This window comes from Paenibacillus sp. tmac-D7 (assembly GCF_006519665.1).
GTDB classification, from domain to species: Bacteria; Bacillota; Bacilli; order Paenibacillales; family NBRC-103111; genus Paenibacillus_G; species Paenibacillus_G validus.
Genome location: NZ_VIDW01000141.1, coordinates 1 through 206, shown reverse-complemented (window position 1 = coordinate 206; position 206 = coordinate 1). Strand labels below are relative to the sequence as shown.

The window sequence follows — 206 nt, the reverse complement described above, 5'->3', positions numbered from 1 at the left end:
GTCAAAGCATTCAGCATGCTGAGTTTCGTATCCAGTTTTCAAGGTGCAAGCCGCCTTGAATGGCAAGATCTGATGTTTCGCGGCAGAAGCATCAACATCCGTTTGGTGATGATGGCGGAAGGGAACCACGCGTACCCATCCCGAACACGAACGTTAAGCCTTCCAGCGTCGATGGTACTTGGACCGCAGGGTCCTGGGAGAGTAGA

Annotated in this window: 1 rRNA gene; it reads left to right on the top strand. The window is 52.9% G+C overall.

The features are described from left to right. Positions 1–101: 101 nt before the first annotated feature. Positions 102–206 (top strand): 5S ribosomal RNA (rrf, locus tag FKP33_RS26870); the annotation flags it as partial.